General features: G+C 66.3%; 12 protein-coding genes and 1 tRNA gene. 1 reads left to right on the forward strand and 12 read right to left on the reverse strand.

Translation table 11 applies throughout. The features are described 5' to 3' along the window. Nucleotides 1-75: 75 nt before the first annotated feature. The 8 genes from IE302_RS17630 to IE302_RS17665 form a co-directional block, all read right to left on the reverse strand. Nucleotides 76-1,536 (reverse strand): S1C family serine protease, encoded by a 1,461-nt coding sequence (locus IE302_RS17630; RefSeq protein ID WP_191255564.1) that lies wholly within the window; start codon nt 1,534-1,536, stop codon nt 76-78. 72 nt (nt 1,537-1,608) lie between these two features. Beyond that, entirely contained in the window at nt 1,609-2,691 is a 1,083-nt protein-coding gene (gene galT / locus IE302_RS17635; RefSeq protein ID WP_191255565.1) for a galactose-1-phosphate uridylyltransferase, read from the reverse strand. Beyond that, on the reverse strand, nt 2,688-3,488 hold the full coding sequence (locus tag IE302_RS17640) for a DeoR/GlpR family DNA-binding transcription regulator (protein ID WP_191255566.1): 801 nt from the start codon (nt 3,486-3,488) through the stop codon (nt 2,688-2,690). Before IE302_RS17640 ends, galT begins: the two co-directional genes overlap by 4 nt. 83 nt (nt 3,489-3,571) lie before the next feature. Further along, nucleotides 3,572-4,099 carry a signal peptidase II gene (gene lspA / locus IE302_RS17645; RefSeq protein WP_191255567.1) on the reverse strand — a complete coding sequence of 176 codons (528 nt, stop codon included), beginning with the start codon at nt 4,097-4,099 and terminating at the stop codon, nt 3,572-3,574. Nucleotides 4,100-4,121: 22 nt separating this feature from the next. Then, nucleotides 4,122-5,546, reverse strand: coding sequence for a HAMP domain-containing sensor histidine kinase (locus IE302_RS17650; protein WP_191255568.1), 1,425 nt, complete (start codon nt 5,544-5,546; stop codon nt 4,122-4,124). Continuing rightward, a complete protein-coding gene (locus IE302_RS17655; RefSeq protein ID WP_191255569.1) occupies nt 5,543-6,235 on the reverse strand; it encodes a response regulator transcription factor in 693 nt (230 codons plus the stop codon). Before IE302_RS17655 ends, IE302_RS17650 begins: the two co-directional genes overlap by 4 nt. A gap of 85 nt (nt 6,236-6,320) precedes the next feature. Beyond that, the gene (locus IE302_RS17660; RefSeq protein ID WP_191255570.1) at nt 6,321-6,935 is read right to left on the reverse strand and encodes a trimeric intracellular cation channel family protein; all 615 of its coding nucleotides are present in this window, start codon (nt 6,933-6,935) and stop codon (nt 6,321-6,323) included. Then, complete coding sequence (locus IE302_RS17665) at nt 6,935-7,588, reverse strand: response regulator (protein WP_005155565.1); 654 nt, start codon at nt 7,586-7,588, stop codon at nt 6,935-6,937. The genes IE302_RS17660 and IE302_RS17665 overlap by 1 nt, the downstream gene beginning before the upstream one ends. 372 nt (nt 7,589-7,960) lie before the next feature. On the opposite strand from IE302_RS17665, the gene IE302_RS17670 reads away from it, so the two are divergent. Then, nucleotides 7,961-8,036: transfer RNA gene (locus IE302_RS17670), tRNA-Arg, on the forward strand. A gap of 262 nt (nt 8,037-8,298) precedes the next feature. On the opposite strand, the gene IE302_RS17675 is transcribed toward IE302_RS17670, so the two are convergent. Genes IE302_RS17675 through IE302_RS17690 form a run of 4 tightly spaced genes read right to left on the reverse strand, consistent with a single transcriptional unit; the run spans nt 8,299 to nt 16,729 of the window. Continuing rightward, nucleotides 8,299-10,386 (reverse strand): AIPR family protein, encoded by a 2,088-nt coding sequence (locus IE302_RS17675; RefSeq protein WP_229907827.1) that lies wholly within the window; start codon nt 10,384-10,386, stop codon nt 8,299-8,301. 9 nt (nt 10,387-10,395) lie between these two features. Next, the gene (locus IE302_RS17680) at nt 10,396-11,895 is read right to left on the reverse strand and encodes a class I SAM-dependent DNA methyltransferase (RefSeq protein ID WP_191255572.1); all 1,500 of its coding nucleotides are present in this window, start codon (nt 11,893-11,895) and stop codon (nt 10,396-10,398) included. After that, entirely contained in the window at nt 11,892-13,250 is a 1,359-nt protein-coding gene (locus tag IE302_RS17685; protein WP_191255573.1) for a restriction endonuclease subunit S, read from the reverse strand. Before IE302_RS17685 ends, IE302_RS17680 begins: the two co-directional genes overlap by 4 nt. After that, nucleotides 13,247-16,729 carry a DEAD/DEAH box helicase family protein gene (locus IE302_RS17690; protein WP_229907814.1) on the reverse strand — a complete coding sequence of 1,161 codons (3,483 nt, stop codon included), beginning with the start codon at nt 16,727-16,729 and terminating at the stop codon, nt 13,247-13,249. The genes IE302_RS17685 and IE302_RS17690 overlap by 4 nt, the downstream gene beginning before the upstream one ends. Nucleotides 16,730-16,735 lie beyond the last annotated feature (6 nt).

Genomic DNA, 16,735 nt, shown 5'->3' on the forward strand with positions numbered 1-16,735 from the left:
GGCCTCTGGGTCCGGCCCGCTGGGGGTTCGAGCCGGGGTTGGTCTCGGCCGCGCACTGCGGCCGAGCGTCTGGAATCAGTTGGGGGTGACCGGCTGGCCGCCGAGGGTCACCTCGATGACCTTGCCACCGCTGAGGGTGAACTTGACCTTGTCGTTCGGCGCCCGGGTGCGGATCTCGGCGACGAGCGCGTCCGCGTTGGGGATCGCGCGGTCGTCCAGCTTCGTCACGACGTCACCAGATTTGAGGCCCGCCTTCTCGGCGGGGCTGCCCGGCGAGATCTCGCCGAGCTGCGCGCCACCCGTCGGTGCCGTCTGCACTCGTGCGCCGATGAAGGTCTGCGTCGCCTGGCCGGTGTTGATGATGTCGTCGGCCGTGCGGCGGGCCTGGTCGATCGGGATCGCGAAGCCGATGCCGACGTTGCCGCCGCTCTCGCCGCCCTGGCCCTGCGCGGACTTCGGGCTGTAGATCGCCGAGTTGATGCCGATGACCTGGCCCGCCATGTTCGCGAGCGGGCCGCCGGAGTTGCCCGGGTTGATCGCCGCGTCGGTCTGCACCGCCGACATCACCGTGGTCTGGTCGCCACCGCCACCGGCGCTCACCGGCCGGTTCAGCGCGCTGACGATGCCCGAGGTGACCGTGCCCGCCAGTTCGAACGGCGAACCGATGGCGACCACCGGCTGCCCGACCCGCAGGTCGTCGGACCGGCCGAGCTCGACCGGGGTCAGGCCGCTGACGCCGCTGACCTTCACCACGGCGATGTCGGTCGTGGGGTCACGCCCGACGACGGTCGCCGTGCCCTTCTTGCCGTCCTGGAAGACCGCCTGGATCTGCCCGCCGCCACCGGCGGCGACCTCGACGACATGGTTGTTGGTCAGGACGTAGCCGTCGGTGCTGAGCACGAAACCGGAGCCCTCGCCCGCGCCCGAGCGGCCGGACACCTGCAGCTCGACCACGCTCGGCGACAGCTTCTGCGCCACCGATTCGACCGAGCCGGCGGGCAGGTTGCCCGTCTGCTGGGCGGGTTTCGGCGCGTCGAGCGCGTTCACGGAAGAGCCACCGGACGCGTCGCCGGTCAAGTAGCCGACCGTGCCACCCGCGACACCGCCGACCACCAGGGCGATCGCCGCGACACCGGCGAGCAGCTTGCCTGAGGTGGACTTCTGCGCCTGGCGCTGCTGCGGGACCGCGTAGACCGAAGGACCCGGTTGGGTGAACGGCGTCTGCTGGCCGGGGATCTGGTGCCCCTGGGTGTACGGGTTCTGCTGGGTCTGCGCCTGGTGCTCCTGGGTGGGAGCCTGCTGCTGGGCCTGGGCCTGCTGCGTCTGGGCCTGGGGCGACCACGGGTTGTACTGCTGTTCCGGGGTGTAGGCCTGCTGCGCTCCGGTCTGCGGAGTGGCATGGCCGCCGAGGCCGGTCGCGTCAGGCTGCTGCGGCGCAGGCTGTGCGGCCCAGCTCGCGCTCTGCTCCGCGTCCGGCTGGGTGCCGGCGGGCCGCGCCTTCTCGGCGTCCTGGGCGCTGGGGTCGTTCTCGGTCATGTCCTCACCTTGCGGGATGGTCCTGAGAAGTTCCTGAGCCAAAGCTGTGCATCGCACATGAGTATGGCCCCGTCAGCGGGTGGCGCGCAGCCTGTCCGCGATCTGCTCGGGGGTGGCGTCGTTGATCCACACGGCCATTCCGGACTCCGACCCCGCCAGGTACTTCAGCTTGTCCTTGGACCGCAGGACCGAGAACACCTCCAGGTACAGCCAGCCGAGTTCGCGATCGCGTTTGGCAGGCGCCTGGTTCCAGGCCGCGATGTAGGGCAGCGGCCGGTCGTAGAGCCCGTCGCAGCGGCGAAGGACTTCGAGGTAGACGTCGGAAAAGTCGTCGCGCTCGGCGTCCGACAGCGCGGGGATGTCGGGCACCTGGCGATGCGGCACGATCTGGACCTGCACCGGCCAGCGCGCGGCGGGCGGCACGAACGCCGTCCAGTGTTCGCCCGCGACCACGACCCGCGCTCCGGATTCCCGCTCGGCGGCCAGCACGTCGCCCATCACCGGACGGCCGTGTTCGGCCTCGTAAGCGCGGGCGACCTCCAGCATCCGCTCGGTCTTCGGCGTGACGAACGGGTAGCCGTAGATCTGCCCGTGCGGGTGATGCAGGGTCACGCCGATCTCTTCGCCGCGGTTCTCGAACGGGAAGACCTGCTCGACACCGTCCATGGCGGACAGTTCCGCGGTGCGGTCGGCCCAGGCGTCGACGACCGCGCGGACCTGTTTCGCGGTCAGCCCGGCGAAAGAGCCGTCGTGGTCGCTGGTGAAACAGACGACCTCGCAGCGACCGACACCCGGCGCGATCGGCACCAGCCCGGCTCCGTCCACTGTGGACGAGTCGCCGATGACGGTGCGGGAGAAGGAGGGGAAGCGGTTCTCGAACACCGCGACGTCGTAGTCCGGCTCCGGGATCTCGCTGGGTTTCCCGGGTTTCGTGGGACACAGCGGGCACAGGTCGGCGGGCGGTTTGTAGGTCCGCGTCTGCCGGTGCGCGGCCATCGCCACCCATTCGCCGGTCAGCGGGTCGCGCCGGATCTCCGACGCCGCCGCGACCTGCGGCAGGTCACGGGTGTCCTCGGCGGTGCGCTCGGGCGCGCCGGGCGAGTCGAAATAGATGATCTCCCGGCCGTCGGCCAGGTGCCTAACCGTGCGCTTCACGCTTCTTCAGCCTCAGCCGTCTCCGCCGTTTCGGCGATCATCAGCTCACCCGCCTGCTCGGTGAGCGTTTCCCTTGCGTTGTCGGACAAACCGTCGTCCGAGACGACGAAGTCGGCCTCTTCGAGCCCGGCGATGGTGGAGATGCCGACGATGCCCCATTTGGTGTGGTCGGCCAGCACGACCAGTTTGCGGCCCGCTTCGACGAGCGCGCGGTCGGTCTCGGATTCGGTGAGGTTCGGCGTGGTGAAACCGGGGCCGTCGGCCATCCCGTGCACGCCGAGGAAGACGACGTCCAGGTGCAGCGACCGCAGGCTCTGCACGGCGACCGGCCCGACGAGGGCGTCCGACGGGGTGCGGACGCCGCCGGTGAGGACCACCGTGCGATCCGGCTGGTTCGCGCCGCGCAGCACGTCGGCGACCTGGATGGAGTTCGTGACGATCGTCAGGCCGGGGACCTCGTCCAGGGCCCTGGCCAGCGTCCAGGTGGTGGTGCCGGCGGAGATGCCGATCGCGGTGCCCGGCCGGACCAACCCGGCCGCGAGGGCGGCGATCGCCTCCTTCTGCGCGCGCTGGCGCACGGATTTGGCCTCGAAACCGGGCTCGTCGGTGCTCTTGCCGACGATGGAGGTGGCGCCGCCGTAGACCTTCTCGACCAGACCGCGGGCGGCCAGCACGTCGAGGTCGCGGCGCACCGTCATGTCGGAAACGCCGAGCCTCGTGACGAGGTCGCTGACCCGGACCGCCCCGGTCCGGCGCGCCTCCTCGAGGATCACCGCCTGTCGTTGCCGCGCGAGCACGAAGCCTCCGATGACTGCACTGGATCAACTACACAAAATCCTACACGATCAAACAAGGACCTCGTGTGGCGGAGAGAGCTGGGCTATTCGGCGGAGGACTCTTCGGCCTGCTTGACGCCATCGATCGGGACGCCGCGGAAACTCAACACGAAAAGCGCGACAGCGCCGAAGAACAGCGCGATGTCGGCGACGTTCCCGACGAACCAGCCGTTGTAGTCGATGAAGTCGACGACGTGACCGCGCGCGAACCCGGGCTCGCGGAACAGGCGGTCTCCCAGATGTGTCGTCGCGCCGCCGAGCAGCAGACCGAGCGAGATCGCCCAGCCCGCCGAGCGGACCTTGCGCGAGATCCACAGCAGCGCGACCACCGCGACCGCGGCCACGATCGCGAAGATCCAGGTGGAATCGGCGCCGAGCGAGAACGCCGCGCCCGGGTTGTAGAGCAGCCGGAACCGGATGAAGTCGCCGATCACCGGGATCGGGGCGCGATCGGTGAGGGCGTCGACCGCCCACCATTTGGTCAGCTGATCGGCGGCCAGCAGCACCGCGGCCACCAGCAAAGTCCACAGCAGACGGCGGGGCGGCGTCTCAGGCGCGTTCTCGGTGCTCATCACTCGTCAGCGTAATCGCCCATCAGGCGGGGGCTCCCGGGAGCCGCAGGGTCATCAGAGCGCCGCCGGTGGCGGCGCGGCCCGCGTAGACGTCGCCGCCGTGGCGCTGCGCCGCGTGCTGGACGATGGCGAGGCCGAGCCCGGAACCGGGCAGTGTCCGTGCCTCGGACGAGCGGTAGAAGCGGTCGAACACCTTCGGCAGGTCCTCGTCGGCGATCCCCGGCCCGGAGTCCTCGACTTCGAGTACCGCGGTGCCGTCGCCGACCGGGTACAGCCGGACCCCGACCGTCGACCCCTCCGGCGAGAACTTCACCGCGTTGTCCAGCAGGTTCAGCACCGCGCGTTCGAGCGCGCTGGTGTCGCCGGTCAGCACCCACGGCTGGAGCGAGACGTCGAACTCGATCTCGCCCGCGCGGCGGCGCGCCCGGTCCAGCGCGCGCTCGACGACGTCGGCCATCTCGACCCGCTCGTGCTCGATCCGCGGCTCGTCCTGGCGCGCGAGCTCGACGAGGTCGCCGATCAGCTGGGTCAGCTCGTCGAGCTGGCCGCGGATGTCGGCCTCGATGTCGCTGCGATCCTCGTCCGACAGCGTCCGCGCGCCCGGCCTGCTCGCGGACAGGAGCAGCTCCAGGTTGGTGCGCAGCGACGTCAGCGGCGTCCGGAGTTCGTGGCCGGCGTCGGCGACGAGCTGCCGTTGCCGTTCCTGTGATTCGGCGACCGTGCCCAGCATCGTGTTGAAACTCTGGGTCAGGCGGGCGAGTTCGTCGTCGCCGCTGACCGGGATCGGCCGCAGGTCACCCGTGGTGGCGACGCGTTCCGCCGCCGACGTCAGCCTGTCGACCGGCCGCAGGCCCGCTCTCGCGACGGCGGTCCCCGCGGCCGCGGCGACCAGGATCCCGGCGCCGCCGATCAGGAACAGGACCACCGAAAGCTCGTTCAGGGTGCGTTTGGTCGGGCCGAGCGACTGGGCGAGCACCATCGCCTGCCCCGCGCCCTGCGGGAGGGCGACGACGCGGCTGTCGGTCTTCGGGTCGGTGCGCAGGGAGAACGCCTTGTCGCCGGAAGCGACGGCGATCTCGTCGTCGCCGTACGGCGGGCGGCTGCCGGACTGCGGATAGGTCAGCCTGATCTTCTCCCCGACCGTCAGCTGGCCGATCTGCAGGTCCGCGCTGGCGAGGAAGGCGCCGGGCACCTGCTGCAGCTCGGTCTGCACCTGCGGCGATTCGACCGCGGCGTGCGCGCGGGCGAGGAGGTTGTCGTCCACCTGCTGATAGAGGTTGTCGCGCACGACGAGGTACGCGCCGAGGGACACCAGCGCCACCGCGCCCGCCACCGAGGCGGCCGCGAGCAGCGTCACCCGGCCGCGGAGCGAGAAGCGCCGCGTGCCCCAGCGGTCGCCGCGCGGATCCTTTTCGGACACGTCGACGACCTGGACGGGTTCGGTCACGGCGGGGTTTCCCTCAGCACGTAGCCCACTCCCCGCACCGTGTGGATCAGCCTCGGTTCGTTCCCAGCCTCGGTCTTTCGGCGCAAGTAGCCGACGTAGACCTCCAGCGCGTTGCCCGACGTCGGGAAGTCGTATCCCCATACTTCCTCCAGGATCCGGCTGCGGGTCAAGACGTGCTTCGGGTAGGAGAGGAACAGTTCGAGGAGGGCGAACTCGGTCCTCGTGAGACTGATCTCCCGGCCTGCCCGGCGCACCTCGCGCGTCCCCGGGTCCAAGGTGAGGTCCGCGAACGACAGGATCTCGGCGTTCTGCCCCGCCTGCGGGTCCGGGCTCGCACGACGCAGAAGCGCCCGAAGGCGCGCGAGAAGCTCTTCGAGCGCGAAGGGCTTCGGGAGGTAGTCGTCGGCGCCGGCGTCGAGGCCGGACACCCGGTCGGACACGGTGTCCCGCGCGGTGAGGACGAGAATCGGCAGGTCGTCACCGGTGCTTCGCAGGCGTCGGGCGACCTCCAGGCCGTCGAGCCGCGGCATCATCACGTCGAGGACCATCGCGTCGGGTCTGTTGGCGATGATCGCTTCCAGGGCCTGCGCGCCGTCCCCGGCCAGTTCCACCTGGTACCCGTTGAACTCAAGGGATCGCCTGAGTGATTCACGGACGGCCCTGTCGTCGTCCACTACGAGGATGCGCATGGCGACAGTCTTACGCAGAGTGCTGAGACTCGCCTAAGAACACACACAGAACCAACAAAGGAAATCCGGCAGTCCACAAGACGTTTCAGCCGGTCCCGGGCCCTTTTGCAACAGGTGCGTTCCATCTGCGCCACAAAGCGAGCATTCGGACCCCCACCACGACGGCAGCTGCTACGACCGTCACCGGCCCCGGCGGCAGTCGCAGAGCGTGACCGATCACGACGAGCACCGCGCCCGCGAGCGCGGCGACCGCGTAGATCTCCTTCCGCAGCACGAGCGGGATTTCCCGCAGGAGGAGATCACGCACCGCACCGCCACCGATACCCGTCGTCATCCCGATCAGGCACGCCGCGTAGGGGGTAGCGCCCGCGTTCAACGCGATGGTGGTCCCCGCCGTCGCGAACACCCCGAGCCCGAGCGCGTCCGCGAGCAGCACGGCGCGCCGCAGCTTCGCGATCTGCGGGTGGAAGACGAACACGACCAGCGCCGTTCCGCCGCAGACCGCCAGGTAAGGCCAGGTCCGCAGCGTCGTGGGCGGCGTGATCCCGAGGAGGACGTCACGGATGACCCCGCCGCCGAGCGCCGTGGTCAGCCCGACGATGACCACCCCGAAGACGTCCAACCTGGACCGCACCGCCGCGAGCGCCCCCGAGGCGGCGAACGCGATCAAGCCGAGGAACTCGAGCGCGGTGAGGATCATTACTGGTCGAGCAGGCCACCGCGGTAGGCCAGCAGCGCGGCCTGCACCCGGTTCGCCGCGCCGATCTTGGACAGGACGGCCGAGACGTAGCCCTTGACCGTGGCCTCGGACAGGTGGAGCCGCCCGCCGATCTCCGCGTTGGACAGCCCCTGGCCGATCAGCCCGACGACCTCACGCTCCCGTTCGGACAGCGACGCGAGCAGCTTGCGCGCCGGCTGCGCGGCCCGCTGCTCGTCCCGATGCGACTGGACCATGCGCGCCGCGACCCCCGGGTCCAGCACCGCACCACCGCGCGCCAGATCGCGAACCGCCCGCAGCAGCGCCGCCGGGTCGATGTCCTTGAGCAGGAAGCCGTTGGCCCCGAGCCTGAGCGCGAGACTGACGTAGTCGTCGATGTCGAACGTGGTCAACATGGCCACGGTCGGCGGATCCGGCAGAGCCAAGATCGCCCTGAGCGCGCGAATACCGTCGTCAGGCGCGCGCATCTTGATGTCGAGCAACGCGACGTCGGGGTGGTACCGCCGGGCGACCTCGACCGCTGATCTCCCGTCGCTCGCCTCGCCCACGATCTCGATGTCGGCAGCGCCGGACATCATGGCACGCAGGCCCGAGCGGACCAGTTCCTCGTCGTCGGCGAACATGAGCTTGATCAACGAAGCCCTCCGGCAGCCGGGGGAGCGGCGTCTCGCGTCCCGTTAACGAAGATTACCTACTGTTGTTCAGGGTTTCGAAACCAGACACGTACGAGTGACCCTCGCGGGTCATCTGTGTCGATCTAGCTCTCGATTCAGACCCAGTTTTGTCGGGTTTGAGTGTCGCTCCTCGGGGACGGATCCGCAGGTCGAGTGTCACTACCCGGCCAGTGTCGCTGTCCGGCCGCGGGTTTGAGGGGCGTCCGCTGCGCAACCGCCGTTCGGGTCATTCCGGCCTTTCACCGGCCTGGCCGCTTGCTCCGCCCGGGTGCGACTTGCGCCCTCACGCTCGGGCCGCTCCGGTCACCCGGTAGGCTGCGCCTGGCAGTACATGCCCTCGTAGCTCAGGGGATAGAGCACCGCTCTCCTAAAGCGGGTGTCGCAGGTTCGAATCCTGCCGGGGGCACCACAAGGATGGGCAACATGTACTTTGGGCTGCGGAACATTCGGTTCTTTGAGTACCAGAGGGGCCATCACAGCCTGCGGACGTGGATGGCATCGACCTCATCTATGTGGATGACGAATGGGGTGGCGTCTATTGTGAGCGTCCAGCCGATTACGTGGGGGACACTAAGGACCGGACGCTGGCCCCGCACTACTTCACCGCTGTCGAGTGCAGGCGGTCCTCAAGGGCGTCAAGGCAGGCGAGTTCGACTGACTCCGCCGTCTCTTCATCCGACGGCCGGAGTGTCGTCACTACGAACTTGATCGGCCAGCTTCACGAGTGATCCCGCTCCAGGAACGAACCATCGGCTCGTTCCCTGCACGGCTTTAGTCTTCAGTCCCACCTGCCTAAGCATGTGCTTCGCGAGGCCGCTCGGCGAGTAGCGCTTGCCGTCCGCTTCCCAGAGCAGCGGAGCACCGCGGTTGTTGACCCACGTGGCGCGGCCACGGCGCGGATCCTCGGCCAGCCACGGGGAAAGGGCCTTCTGCTCGGGTGTGGTACCGGGGCGGAACTCAAGGATCGTGCCGTTCTCGATCCGGCCCGCGTCGACGAGCACGATCACCGCGTTGGTGCGGCGTTCCCTGGTCGGCTGACCGGCCGTGATCTCAGACGGCAGTTCCGGCGCCGGCTGCCCGCCGTGCAAGTCCGGTAGCACGCGGCCGACCAGGATCGAGCACTGTTCCGCGCTCCGGAAGATCGAGGGTACGAAACCCGTTCCGTGGATGACGTTGACATGGTGGACGATCCAGTCGAGCACGGTGGTGGTCGACTTCGGCACGCTGCGGAGAACCGACGCCCAGTCCAGGGCGGGATCATCCAGGCGGCCGAGATCGAGCAGCTTGAAGACCAGGTGTGCCGCGAGCATGTCGGCATGCTCGGTGATCTTGGCCGCTCTGCCGTCTCGATCGTCGGAGTCGGCCTGGACCTGATCCATGACAGCGCGAAGAACCTGGACCGAGCGCCACACGGTGTACGCGCTGGGGCGATTGCCGAAGAGAGCGGAGTACGTGCCCTTCGGCCCGGTTTCCCACAGCACGGCACTGTCGCTCTTGGCGCGGGCCGCATACGAGGGATCGGGGTTCGCGCACGCGAGCGCTCGGGCCGCCTCGACCACGGAGCATCCGGCGGCGGGATCGGGGTCGGGTTCCCCTCGTTTGATGACGTAGATCTTGTGCAATGACAGCATGAAGTCGTCGCGCAGCCGCCGCTGTGCCTGGTCGAGCGCGACGAAGTCCCTGGCCTCCACCCGGTTCTGGGTGTTGGTCGCCTCGGTGATCGACTTGTCGAAGTCCTCCGGACAGTTCTCCAGCGAGATCAGCCGCACCCAGACCCGCCCGTCAAGGGCGTCCTCGGCCTGCTGAGAAACGGCGGTGTGGATCGACTGGACCGTCTGGGCACCGTTGACGACGCTGGCGCCAGTGAGACTGAACTTGCCGGTCTTGGTAGTGGAATCGCGTGCGGACTTCTGAATGGAGTCGCACAGCACCGTGATGCCGTTGTTGAAGTACCAGAAGTGTGCCGGGTTCTCCAGCAGTGTGGTGCGAATCCTGTTGTTGACCTCGGTGAGGCCCAGCGAGCGCCGGATGTTCTGGCTGAACAGCTTCTCGCCATGGTCGTCGTACCAAGCGGCGACATGGGAAACCGGCATCGTGCCGTAGTAGGCGCGGTACGGGTCGTCGAGCGTGCCCCAGCTCTCCAGCACCGCTTCCATGTCGACCTTCGCCTCGGCGACGCCGGCCTTGATCAGCCGGTGGAAGTCGGGGAACCCCCAGATCTGGAGGTCGACCAGCTCTTCGAGATCGTTGAACTCGTCGAGCATACGATCAAGATCGCTCTGGATGAGCGACGCGATGGTCGACGGGCCCATTAGCGCGATCACCACCGTGATCCGCACACCGGGTGTGTCGATGGCCGAACTCACGCGACCGGCGAGCTTCTGGAATCGAGCGTTGAACTGGTCGTACTCACCGTCCAGCAACAGTTTGATGCCGCGGTGCAGCTTGAGCGCCGCAGCCTGATCCAGGCTGGCCCTGCCCTTGTCGCTCCACTTCGACTGAACGAGCCACAGTCGCTGTGCCGTCGGCGAAACCGCCACTCCGTCGATGCCCTGATCATCGAGACCGTCGATCACACCACTCGCCGCGTCCTCCGCGCTCCAGCCGGTGAGTTCCTGAAGCGTGATGGCAGTGAGAGCGCGCGACAGAAACGCCTGCTCCTTTTCGGGCTCTGGTCGCTTTTCGATGTCCGTCAGGTCGACCAGGCTGGTGAAGTCGCGGTTCAGCGCATCGTGGATGTGCCGCACCTGCAAGGGCATCTCGGCCACCTACTGCTCCCCCCGCTCGGCCTTCGCGAGTTGCAATGCTTCCGCAACCGCGGCGAACTCGCTGAGCGCCGCCTGCAGGTCGTCCACGATCTCCTGCGCGATCACCTCTGGCGGCTGGAGATCGTCGCCGTTGTCCAGGTCGGGGTCGCGCATCCAGGTGATGTCGAGGTTCGTCTTGTCCCGCGCGACAAGCTCCTCGTAGGTGAAACACTTGAACCGATCGGACTCCTCACGCTTTTCTGCGTGGTAGGCGTCGACGAACTCCTGCAGGTGCGCGCGGGTGAGTTTGCGCTGGCGCAACGTGAAGTGCTGGCCGACGCGGAAGTCGTACACCCACAGCTTCTCCGTCCACGGCTTGTCCGGACGGACTTCTTTGCGTTCGAAGAAGAGGACGTTTGCCTTGACGCCGCCGGCGTAGAAGATGCCGGTGGGCAGACGAAGCAGGGTGTGCACGTCGTACTCCTTGAGTAGCCGCTGGCGAATCTGCTCGCCTGCACCGCCTTCGAAGAGAACGTTGTCCGGCACAACGACCGCGGCCCGGCCGCCGACCTTGAGCAGCTTCGCGATGTGCTGTACGAAGTTGAGCTGCTTGTTAGCCGTGCTTACCCAGAAGTCGGTCCGGTCGTAGCTGACATCCTCACGGGTCACCTTGCCGAACTCGTCGACCGTGCTGAGCCCGGACTTACGCCCGAAAGGCGGGTTGGCGAGGACCAGCGACACTCGTTGCTTGGGCTCCTCGGCCAGAGCGTCTTTGACGTCGATGTTGGCCGGGCCCCCTGCCCGACCGATACCGTGTAGCAACAGGTTCATTTGAGCCAACCGAGCCGTGTCGTGAACGATCTCGATGCCAGAGATCGACTGCAGGTTGGTGGCGTCGTCGTGAGACAACTTGTCCCGATGATTGTCGACGATGTGCTGGTGCGCGGCCAGGAGAAAGCCGCCGGTGCCACACGCCGGATCGATGATCGTGTCCTGCGGTGTGGGCCGGACACAGTCGACGATCGCGTCGATCAGCGGACGCGGCGTGAAGTACTGACCGGCGCCGGACTTTACGTCCTCCGCGCCCTTCTCCAAAAGGGCCTCGTACGCGTCGCCTTTGATGTCGACGCCGGTGCCGGACCAGTTGACCTTGTCGATCAGGTCGACGATGAGCTTCTTCAGCGTCCCCGCGCTACGGATCTTGTTCTCGGAGCCATGGTAGATCAGGCCGCGTGCGGTCTTCGGGTTCTTACCCAGCTCTTCGAGCACGGCCTCATAATGGTCCTTGAGTTCCTTGGCTTCGAGGTCGAGCAGCGATTGCCAGCTCAGTCCAACCGGGACTATGACTTCCTTGCCCAGACGCCGATCCGCACGTTCCTGCGCCATCTTGAGGAACAGCAACAAGGTCAACTGGTCCACGTAGTCGATCGTGGAGACGCCGTCGTGCCGCAGAACGTGGCAGTAACTCCACAGTTTGTCGACGAGCTGCTTGGCCTCGGCGGGTGTGGTCACGACGGTCACAGCAGAGTCTCCTGAACGGGCTTGGTTTTCCGGGTGCGCTTGGGCTTCGACTGGGCGGCGCGTTCGGCGTTGATCCGCGCCAGCAGCGTCGAAGCCGGTTCGTCGTCGAGATCTTGTCGGACGAGCTGGCCCGTGAACGCATCGTTGAGCAATGACTTACGGAGGAGTTGACCTCGGGTTCGTGATGTTGCCAGCGAAACCTTCAGATGACCGAGAGAGCTCGTTAGAACGCCGGCTTGGCGGACGGTGTCGATCTGCACTTCGACGGGAGGGACTGGTATGTCCAGTCGCGCAAGCGTGCCCTGGTCAATCTTGGGCATGCTCCCAGCGAGGCCTTTTGCCGCCTTTTTCAAAGTGTCATGTGCCGAACTGCTGGATAGAACCAGGTACACGAACTCGGGAGAGACCTCCTCGTTCGTCCTCACCCGGATTAGCAGGTCGGGGAAGATTGCCCAATCTGACTTGCCCTTATAGATGGCACACGTTCCGACCAATTCGGGCGTGTTGGATCGTTGTACAAAAATGTCACCGGGCTCGATCCAAAGATCGCTAATATCGCGGTCCTTGATGACCGCAATCTTGGTGTTTCGATCACTGAATTCGCCTTTAGTGACTGCCGATAGAGTGAGTGTCCTGACTCCGGTCCCATCTTCGGCGGCTCGTCCTGAGTATCCGTTTCGAAGCGGTGTGCGAAGCAGGTCTCCCAGTGGCCTTCTTGGTGCAGTAGAAAGCTTGGTCAACAGACTGTCGATTGCCGCGTCTTTGAGCTTGGCTAGCTGACTCTCCGATCTGGCAAGTGAGGCGTCGCCAGCTTCGATCCGCGAGAGATGATCTTCGAGGGTGGCGACGATACGCCGCTGCTCATTGAGCGGGGGCAGAGGGATCGGTATCGACCGGATCTGCTGAAGGCCGAGTCGGGGCCGTCCGACGCCCTTGATCAGCGCGCCTGCATGGCGCTTGGTCGCCGGGCTCAGGAGCGTGTACAAGACCCACTGTGGGTCGACATGGGGCGACAGTCGGATCCTGATGCAGTCCGCTTTGACGATGGCAGGTTCGTTGAGGCGTGGTACCAAGCAGGCGCGCGGAGGCGCCTCACCAAGCGACGCGAAAAGAAGATCACCCTCGCGAGCCTCGTGAGCGCGAAGTTGTTCGAAGTGCTCCAAGGATATGTAGGCCTTTTCATCCCTGAAGACGCCGTCGCCGATGTTTTGCAGGCGGAAGACGCGCGCGCCCGAGGCTGTGTAGTGGGACGACTTCAGGTTCGACCCGAATGGGCCATCCGTGATCGACCGCGGCTCTGGGGATGCCAGCTCTTCAAGTGTGGTCCACTCCCAGCCTGGCGGCAGGTCAGTCATGCGGGCAGATTCCTGTTCAGCTCGTCCAACAACTGCTCAGCGCGGTCGTCACCGAACTCCTGGAGGAAGCCGTCCATGCCACCGCGCTCGGTGAACGGTACGCCGTCCAGATCCTCCTCGGTCACGGCCAGCCGGTTGGCGACGGCGTGCGCGATCCGTTCGACCCACCACACCTGATCGACCGTGAAGCGGGCGCCCGCCTGTTCCTGCTGGGCCAGCCAGTTCCGCAAGCGCTCCTTCACCCGGCTGCCGAATGTGCGCAACTCGCCATCCATCCCCAGCGCGTACCGGGCAAGGTTGATCAGCTCGCTGATCCCCTTCGACGAGCCGTTGCCCTTCGCCTCGCCGAGTTCACAGTAGGCTTGCCAGATGATGTCCGGTGTCCATCGGCGAGGTGGTGCCGCGATCGTTTCAGCGAGCCGTCGCAGCTGGCGGCGCACCTCGGCCGGGTCACGGTCTGGCTCCTGGAAGGCGAGCAGGAACGGCATGATCTCCGCTCGACGGTCTTCGACGTACTGGCGCCAGTCCTCGACCACGTTGCTGGGCCCACCGTGCTCCATGAGCCGCGCCTCTACAGAGATCAACCGGTCGATGGTGACCTCGTCATATGACATGTCGTACCTGCGGCGCATCTCAAGAATCTGACGACGCAGCTCCGGCTGCTCGGCGAGAGGGCGGGTCGCGTCGAGAACGAGCGCGCGTTGGGCTGCCTCACCACCCGCCTGCAGGGCCACTTCCTGGGATTCCTCGTCGGTTGCGTGTTCCAGCGTGCTCGCGAGGTCGAGGAGTGAACGACCACCGGCGAGATCGGCGAGGTCAGCTCGTTCTGTGGGTGTGACTCGGGCGTCCAGCGCAGCGAGGCGGGCGCCAAGAGCGGCGGCCTCGTCAACGGTTATCCCCTGATTGGCGACACGCTCCAACAGCTTCTGCAAGCTCACCTGCCGTTGGCTCGCAGGTTGCAACGGCCGAGCATCGACCAGCGGCGAATCAGTCACGCCGACCGCGTCGACGATCAGGAACTTCTCCTTCGCCACAGCATCAGGCGTAACGTCTTTGAGCTTCTCCGGCGGCATCGTGCGTGCCCCACGGCCCTTCATCTGTTCGAAATACGTCGCGCTCGACACACCGCGTAGGAAAAACACGCACTCCAGGGGTTTGACGTCGGTACCGGTGGCGATCATGTCGACTGTCACGGCGATCCGGAAGTCGGCGTCGTTGCGGAAATCCTTCAGCAGCTGGTCGGGATCGTCAGCCCGGTAGGTGATCTTCGCGCAGAAACGCGCGTCCCCGCCGAACGTCTCACGGGTGATCTCGACGATGTCGTCCGCGTGCTTGTCGTTCTTGGCGAAGATCAGCGTCTTCGGCACGTATGTGCGGTTCGGGAAGAACTCGGGCCACCGGTCGTGGAAAGCCCGGATCGCCGTGCGCAGCTGACTCGGATTCATCACCGAGCGGCCGATCTGGTCGGCCCGGTAGTCGAGGTCCGTCTCCAGCTGTTCGTACCGCTCGCGCCGGGTGTGCAGGTCGACGATCCGCACGTCTGTTTTCGCCGGAATCGTGCCGCCGTGCTCGCCGACTTCCGTGCTGATCCGCATGATGTCGTAGTCGACGTTGACACCATCCGCGACGGCCTGACGGAAGGTGTACTGGCTTACCAGGTTCTCCCGAAAGAACCCGAACGTTTGCGCCACCGGCGTCGCGGTGAGACCGACCAGGTGGGCGTCGAAGTACTCGAGCACTGCGCGCCACCTGCCGTAGATCGACCGGTGGCACTCGTCGATCACCACCAGATCGAAGGCCTCTGGTGGTATCGCGGAGTTGTAGCCGATCTCGACCGCTTCGTTGACCTGATAATCGTCCGCGCTGTCGTCGTCCGGCCCAAGGTCCTGGCCGCACAGCACCTTGAACATCCGCTGGACGGTGCAGATCACCACGTGCGTGGAGTCGGCGATCACCGGACTGGTGAGCCGCTGGACGTTGTAGAGCTTGGTGAACAGGGTTCCGTCATCGGGCGACTCGAACCTGGAGAACTCCGCCTCAGCCTGCTTACCCAGGTTGTTGCGATCGACGAGAAACAAAACGCGCTTCGCACCAGCGTGCTTCAGCAATCGGTAAGTCTCGTTGACCACGGTGTAGGTCTTGCCGGCCCCCGTCGCCATCTGGATCAGGGCTCGTGGCAGATCCTGTGCCAGCGAACGCTCCAGCCCGGTGATGGCCTCGACCTGTGCGTCCCTCAGTTTGCCTCTGATCTCATGCGACGACAGCCGACCGAGCCGGGAACGGAACGTCGGTGCTGTCTCGTCTGATTCCGCCTCCCGCATCCAACGTGCGATCGTAACCGGCTGGTGGAACGAGAACACCCGGCGCGACCTGCTGATCGGGTCCAGCATGTTGGTGAACCGGGTCTCGATGCCGGTCGACTCGTAGCGATATGGCAATGGCACCCTCCACGCCGCGATACGAAGCGCCGAATCGAGGCCTTCTGCGTAACGCCGTGACTGCTGCTCGACCTCGACGAGGCTCAGACCTTCCCGCTTCGCCTCGAGAACACCGACCAACTTCGCATCGACGTAGAGAAGGTAGTCGGCGCGACCGCGGCCTACCGTCATCTCGCGCACCGCGACGCCCAAGCCCGCATGCACGCTCAACACGGCACGGTCCTGCACAATCCATCCCGCGGACTCGAGCATCCGGTCGACGATGCGACGAACCTCCGCCTCCGTGAGACGCGGCTTGCTCGCCGTGACCGCCCGCTCGATCATCTCGTCGCGGACGCGGGGGTTGATCGGCTCAGCTTGCGAGGCCTGCCGAACAAGGGTCGCCTGCAGCCCCTCGACCTTGGATGCCATCCGCTCCACCAGGCTGCGCAAGTCGCCCTGAGCCTCAATGGCGGAAAGGATCTCGTTGTTCGCCGCCTGACGAGCCTCTGCTTCAGCTGCGGCGAACTCGGTCTGCCGATCGATAGTCAGCCGCATCTCGACGAGCTCAGCTCGGTACATGTCGAGAAGACCGCGAAGTTCGTCTGATGGCGCCTGGCGAGGCTGCGGTGGCACGAACGGTGGCGCCTCGCCCGCGACCGTAACCATGCGGTGGAACCAGCCACCCAGGTCATAGGAGGCACGGACCATCAACAGAGCGTCCGAGGCGTCGTCGTAGCCCTCGTGGTTCGCCTTGTTGCCCTTCAGCCTGACGGCAGTGAACCACTCGTGCACACGGTGATCGACAAGTCGCATCTCCTTCAGAATGTTCAGGCGCTTGAATTGCTGACTTGGCATATCCGGTATGCCGAACTTCAGGAAGATTGTCGCCGTCAACGCCTCACCGAACTGGCGTGCCTTGATCAGCGAGGCGTTCGGGTCGCTGAAAACGTAAGACTCGGCCCCCGCACCGTGTATGACCAGCGCGGGCTCATGCTGCAGCAGATATCCGAAGTTCGGTGCTGTCGCGGCAAGCGCCCTGACCGCGTCGTCGACCCCCATGATTGG

The sequence above is a fragment of the Amycolatopsis oliviviridis genome (genome assembly GCF_014654365.1).
Taxonomy (GTDB): domain Bacteria; phylum Actinomycetota; class Actinomycetes; order Mycobacteriales; family Pseudonocardiaceae; genus Amycolatopsis; species Amycolatopsis oliviviridis.

Bases quoted from the DNA above. Each gene is read 5' to 3' on its own strand.
- IE302_RS17630 (WP_191255564.1), bottom strand. From the start codon at position 1,536: ATGACCGAGAACGACCCCAGCGCCCAGGACGCCGAGAAGGCGCGGCCC.
- lspA (WP_191255567.1), bottom strand. From the start codon at position 4,099: ATGAGCACCGAGAACGCGCCTGAGACGCCGCCCCGCCGTCTGCTGTGG.
- IE302_RS17655 (WP_191255569.1), bottom strand. From the start codon at position 6,235: ATGCGCATCCTCGTAGTGGACGACGACAGGGCCGTCCGTGAATCACTC.
- IE302_RS17660 (WP_191255570.1), bottom strand. From the start codon at position 6,935: ATGATCCTCACCGCGCTCGAGTTCCTCGGCTTGATCGCGTTCGCCGCC.
- IE302_RS17675 (WP_229907827.1), bottom strand. From the start codon at position 10,386: ATGCCCTTGCAGGTGCGGCACATCCACGATGCGCTGAACCGCGACTTC.
- IE302_RS17685 (WP_191255573.1), bottom strand. From the start codon at position 13,250: ATGACTGACCTGCCGCCAGGCTGGGAGTGGACCACACTTGAAGAGCTG.
- IE302_RS17690 (WP_229907814.1), bottom strand. From the start codon at position 16,729: ATGGGGGTCGACGACGCGGTCAGGGCGCTTGCCGCGACAGCACCGAAC.